This window comes from Streptomyces recifensis, from assembly GCF_002154615.1.
GTDB classification, from domain to species: domain Bacteria; phylum Actinomycetota; class Actinomycetes; order Streptomycetales; family Streptomycetaceae; genus Streptomyces; species Streptomyces griseoluteus.
This window is the reverse complement of sequence record NZ_MUNH01000755.1, coordinates 1-5,104: the sequence shown is the minus strand read 5'-3', so window position 1 is coordinate 5,104 and position 5,104 is coordinate 1. Positions and strand designations below refer to the sequence as shown.

General features: G+C 72.0%; 4 protein-coding genes. 1 reads left to right on the top strand and 3 read right to left on the bottom strand.

From position 1 onward, the window contains the following. The 3 genes from CCN33_RS29345 to CCN33_RS29335 all read right to left on the bottom strand — a co-directional run. Positions 1–893, bottom strand: an 893-nt coding sequence (locus tag CCN33_RS29345) for an extracellular solute-binding protein (RefSeq protein ID WP_244173980.1), incomplete at its 3' end; no start/stop codon positions are given. Further along, positions 890–1,870: a GNAT family N-acetyltransferase gene (locus tag CCN33_RS29340; protein ID WP_086696382.1), complete on the bottom strand. Its 981-nt coding sequence runs from the start codon at positions 1,868–1,870 to the stop codon at positions 890–892. The genes CCN33_RS29345 and CCN33_RS29340, both read right to left, overlap by 4 nt. Before the next feature lie 15 nt (positions 1,871–1,885). Beyond that, complete coding sequence (locus tag CCN33_RS29335; protein WP_086696381.1) at positions 1,886–3,052, bottom strand: exo-beta-N-acetylmuramidase NamZ family protein; 1,167 nt, start codon at positions 3,050–3,052, stop codon at positions 1,886–1,888. A 774-nt stretch (positions 3,053–3,826) separates the two neighbouring features. Here CCN33_RS29335 and CCN33_RS29330 point away from each other — a divergent pair. After that, on the top strand, positions 3,827–5,104 hold a 1,278-nt coding region (locus CCN33_RS29330; RefSeq protein WP_086696383.1), incomplete at its 3' end, for an ATP-binding protein.

Sequence of the window (5,104 nt, the reverse complement as noted above, 5' to 3'; positions counted from 1 at the left end):
ACCGGAGCCACGGCCACTTCCCGATAGGCGTCACCCATCTGCGACTTCAGGCTGCCGGTCCACCATCCGGCGCTGATCACCATGGCCACCTGCCCGGACTGGAACGCCCGGTAGACGTTGACACCGGGCTCGCTGGCCCCTCTGCTGACCAGACGGTGCTCCAGGTCCAGCACGGCCCGCCCGGCAGGTGAGTCGATGGCGGTGCGCCTGCCGTCCTCGGACACGAAGGTGCCCCCGGCCGCGTTGAGCAGGGCGAGGGTCTGGCCGACGGTGGTGGAGTCGTCGTAGGTGGAGAGGCCGAAGCCCTGGACCAGGGTGTTGCCGTACCGGTCGCGCCGGGTGGTGCGGTAGGCGATGTCCTCCAGCTCCCGCCAGGTGCGCGGGGGGTGGGTGACGCCGGCTTCCCGGAGCAGGCGCTTGTTGTAGTAGAGGGCGTACGTCTGCGCCTCGGTGGGGTAGCCGTAGACCTTGCCGCCGACGGATGCCGAGCCGACCGCCGCCGCGCCGTAGCCGCGGGTGATCTCCGCCGCGTCCTCGGGCGGGGCGGGGCGCAGGACACCGGCGCGGACGAGCTGGCCGTTCCACAGGCAGTACGGCTGGAGGATGTCGGCGCCCTGTCCGGCCGCCTGCCGGACCATGAACGTGGTCAGCAGGTCGTCGAACTCCACCGCCCTGGTGCGCACCTTGACCCGGTCGTGCGTGGAGTTCCACTCGTCCACCGGCCCCTGGAGGGCCGCCTTCAGCTCACCGCTCGCGTAGTGGGAGAGCAGAGTGAGGACGAGCGGGTCGCCGGGCCGTCCGGTGCCCTGGTGCGGCGCGGCACAGCCCGTCGCGAGCAGGGTTGCCGCGAGCGTGAAACGGCGGCGGCTCAGCCCGCGCGGCACTCCGGTCACCGGACCGCCTCCCGGCGCAGGACCCGGAACACCCGCGTCGTGTTGAACCCGGCCCGGCGGTACAGACGGGCCGCCGCGGACCGGTGATCGGTCCACAGGAACCACGCAGAGCCCGCGCCCAGCGCCCGCATCCGCTCCAGGACGAGGTGCAGCAGCACATTGCCCAGCCCGGTCCCGCGCATGTCGTCCAGCACCCCGAACGGGCCGAACCGCTCGATCGCCGACTCGTACGCCCCGTGCATCGCCCAGCCCACCAGCCGGCCCGAAGGGTCCCGTGCGACCACGATCCTGTCCAGCAAGGCGCCGTTCAGCAGGCACTCCCGGATCGCGCGCGCCCAGTCCGGCACGAAGTGGACGGCGGCGAGGGCGAGAAGTGCGGGCAGGTCGTCGTCGGTGGGGGTGCCGAACGCGTAACCCCGCGCGGTCAGTTCGGCGGCCCGGCGGCCGACCTCGGCAGGGAGGGCGTAGTCGGTCAGCGAGCGGTCCATGGCCACCGCCTCGTCGACGGTACGGAAGTCCATGGACTCCAGCAGGGCGGATGCCTCCGGGTACCTCTCGGCGTCCAGACCGGGGAGGAAGTAGTTCGGCGTGTACGGGGCGAAGTCGACGCGGGTGCGGCCGTGGGCGAGCAGCCAGTCCAGCGCGTCGGTCAGCAGTTCCCGGCCCACGCCACGTCCGCGGGCGGCCGGGTCGACGAAGAAGAAGGGGAGCCAGCCCTGTTCCGGTTCCAGGTCGGTGCCGGTCATCGGGGTCAGCCGGCGCACGGCGTAGGCCGCGCCGACGAGTGTCCCGTCCTCCACGGCGACCCGGAGGCCGGCCGGGTCGAAGTTGGCGTCGAGCAGCACCAGGGAGCGGAAGCGGTCCGCGGTGACGGGGTCGGCGGGCGCGCTCCGGCACCACGCCGCCACCAGCGGCGGACCGTCACCCGGCCGGAACCCGCGGATCAGGGTCCGGGCCCTCGTCGTGGGATCGGTCATCGACGTCCTTCCGTCTCAGGGGTAGAGCAGTACGTCCTCACCGGCCCACCGGGCGGGCGGTGCGGGCGGTTCGCACAGCCGCAGCGGGTCCTCGCCCGCGTCGACCGTCCGCCGCAGTTCGTCGGAGCCCCAGAGGCGGTCGACGAAGTCGCCGGACCAGGCGAAGTCGTCCGGGTAGAGCCGCCGCAGCGTGCCGAGCATGGCGACGGCGGTCCGTACGGGGGCGAACGCCTCGCGGTCCGTGACGTGGAGGTGGACCCCGCGCACGGGGCGGCCGGCGTGCTTGTCGAAGGTCGGCACGTAGCGGACCTCCCTGAAGTGCACTCCGGGCAGGCCGAGTTCGGCGAGCGCGGGGGCGAAGCGGGCGTCGACGTACGGGGCGCCGACGGTCTCGAAGGGCTGAGTGGTGCCCCGGCCCTCGGAGACGTTGGTGCCCTCGAAGAGGCAGGTGCCGGGGTAGACGACGGCTGTCGCGTACGTCGGCATGTTGGGCGAGGGCGCGATCCAGGGGAGGCCGGTGGCCTCCGCGTCCATCCTCCGCTGCCAGCCTGCCGCCTTGATCACGGTCAAGTCGGCCTGTCGTCCGGCCGCTTCGGCCACCGCCGACCTGTTGAGACACCAGGCGAGCTCCCCGCAGGTCAGCCCGTGCCGGATCGGCACCGGCGCCCGGCCGACGAAGCTCGCGAACGCCGGATCGAGCACCGGACCCTCACTGACGAGTCCCCCGAGCGGATTGGGCCGGTCGGCCACGACGAACCGCACGCCGGTGCGCGCGGCCGAGACCATCAGGTCGAACATCGTCCAGACATAGGTGTAGAAGCGCGCCCCGACATCCTGGAGGTCGTACACCAGCGCGTCCACGCCGCTGTTGATCAGCACCTTGTCGAGCCGATCGCCCTCGCGGCGGTACGTGTCGAAGATCGGCAGCCCGGTGGCCGGGTCGGCTTCGTCCGGCTCGCTGCCGCCCGCCTGGGCGGTGCCGTACAGCCCGTGCTCGGGGCCGAACAGTGCGGCCAGGTTCACGCCCGCCTCCATCAGCGCGGGCGCCGTCGGGGTCAGGTCGGGCAGCACGCAGGTGTGGTTGGTCACCAGCCCGAGCCGCCCCGGCCCGGCGAGACCGGGCACCGCGCACAGCCGGGCGATCCCGGTCGTCACCATCAAGTGGTCGTCCGTACTGCTCATTCTTCCCCCCTTATAAGAAATTCCCTTGAATGTCCCGAAATTGGGCAATGCAGCGGACACTACCCCCTGGCACTTGCGCCCTCCTGGCGACGACATTCCCCGTTCGGGTGAAAACCCGTTCGCCTCCGCCCACTTCGCCGCCGATCATCAGGTCATGTCACTGAGAGACACCCTCGCCCGAGTCGACGAGGACCTGGCCGCCGGCCGCGTCCCCGTCGCGCGCCCAGGCGGGCCGGTATCACGCGGACGCCAAGGGCTCCCTTGCGGCCGCCGGATGTCTGGTACTGGCCATCGCGTTTCTGGCCATCTGGGTGATCGGCGTCGTCGCCCTCTTCCGGTGAGCGCGTTCGGTTGGCTGGAAAGGGGTCCCTCCCGTGGGGGTTGACGGCTTCCTCGGGGTTTGCGGTCGCTACCTCGGGGGCGGGGCATCGGGGGCGCATGGGATCTTTCCGGGCCTGGCAGCAGCGGTGCGGCCCGACGGGTCCTCTATCACGCCCCCTCGGTGCAATGGTTGCTTCACGACGACTTCAGGTCCGGGGGGTCAGGAGGGGCCATTCGGAACGTGGCGTACTCCGGTGTGACTAGCATGTGGGCGTAACCGGACTGGAAGATCGCCTTCCTCCGAGGCGGCCGCTTCCGGACCCGCGATCGAGGCGTTCGGTCGCCGATTCTTCTGCTCGCAGACCGAGGGACCGCGGAATGTCAGTTCCTGCACCGTCCGTTCAACACCGCTCGACGACCGCCCGGCGCAGTTCATGGGCGGTGCCCGCGGCCGTGGTGGCGGTGACCGCAGTGGCGGCCGCCGTCGCGGTCGGCGCGGCGCCGTCCGGCACCCGCAGACGGACCCTGATCGTCGCGGGCGCCGGCTGGGCGTGCGTCGCCGTCGCGGTGCTCGTCGGACACCTCCTCGTCCGCCGGGCCAGGCTCGCCGCCGCCACCCAGGCCGCCGAGAACGACCGGCTCCGCGCGCAGGCGCAGCAAACGGCCACGCAGACCGGCCACTTGGTCAACGTCACCCTGCCCTCCCTGCACAACCTGGTGCTGAGCGGCAGCGGTGCCGCCGACGCGCTCGCGGGTGTGTCGATGCCCAACGACCAGAACCTGCGCCGGCTCGCCCAGCTCTCCGCCGGCGCCCTGGAGGAGGCCGTGGGCCGCGCGGCCGCCGCCGACGAGGAGTCCCGGCAGACCCAGGAGGCGCTGGGCGAGGTGCTGGCCGAGGTGGACCGGCTCGGCCGGGAGACGCTGCCCGCCGCCGTCGCCCGGCTCGCCGAGGGCCGGTCGGCCGACACCGTCCTCGGTGAACTCGCGCTTCCGCAGATGCCGTTGATGCACGAGCTGAGCGAGCTGGTGGTCCGAGAACTGGCGCGCAGCGAGCGGCGCGCGGGCGGTGCCCGGATCGCCTCCACCAAGGCACTCAGCCGCGTACAGGCCAAGGCCGTCAGCATGCTGGCCGACCTGCGGGCGATGCAGGACGAGCACGACGGCAAGATGCTCGGTGACCTGATGCGGCTGGACCACAAGACCTCCCAGCTCGTGCTGATCGCCGACCGGCTGGCGCTGCTCATGGGCGGCAAGACCAGCCGTACCTGGAACAAGCCGATCCGGATGGAGAGCATCCTCCGGGGCGCCATCGGCCGTATCGCCGCCTACCAGCGGGTGCGGCTGCACTTCACCTCCCAGGCCGCGATCTCCGGATTCGCCGCCGAAGGCGTGATGCACCTCCTCGCCGAACTGATCGACAACGCGGCCAACTTCTCGCCGCCCACCGACGAGGTGCACGTCTACGTCGAGGAGCACCGGGCCGGCATCGTCGTCACCGTCGAGGACAGCGGACTGACCATGTCCGAGGCGGCCATGCGGCACGCCGAGGGCGCGGTGGCCGGCAGCATGGCCGACCTCGCCTCCCTCCAGGGCACCCGGCTCGGCCTCGCCGTGGTCGGACTGCTCGCGCTCAAGTACCGGATCAACGTCAGCTACCGCCCCTCCTCGCGCGGCGGCACCGGCGTGGTCGTCCTGCTGCCCCGGCACCTCATCGCGCAGCAGCGCGACCCG

Bases quoted from the DNA above. Each gene is read 5' to 3' on its own strand.
- CCN33_RS29340 (WP_086696382.1), bottom strand. From the start codon at position 1,870: ATGACCGATCCCACGACGAGGGCCCGGACCCTGATCCGCGGGTTCCGG.
- CCN33_RS29335 (WP_086696381.1), bottom strand. From the start codon at position 3,052: ATGAGCAGTACGGACGACCACTTGATGGTGACGACCGGGATCGCCCGG.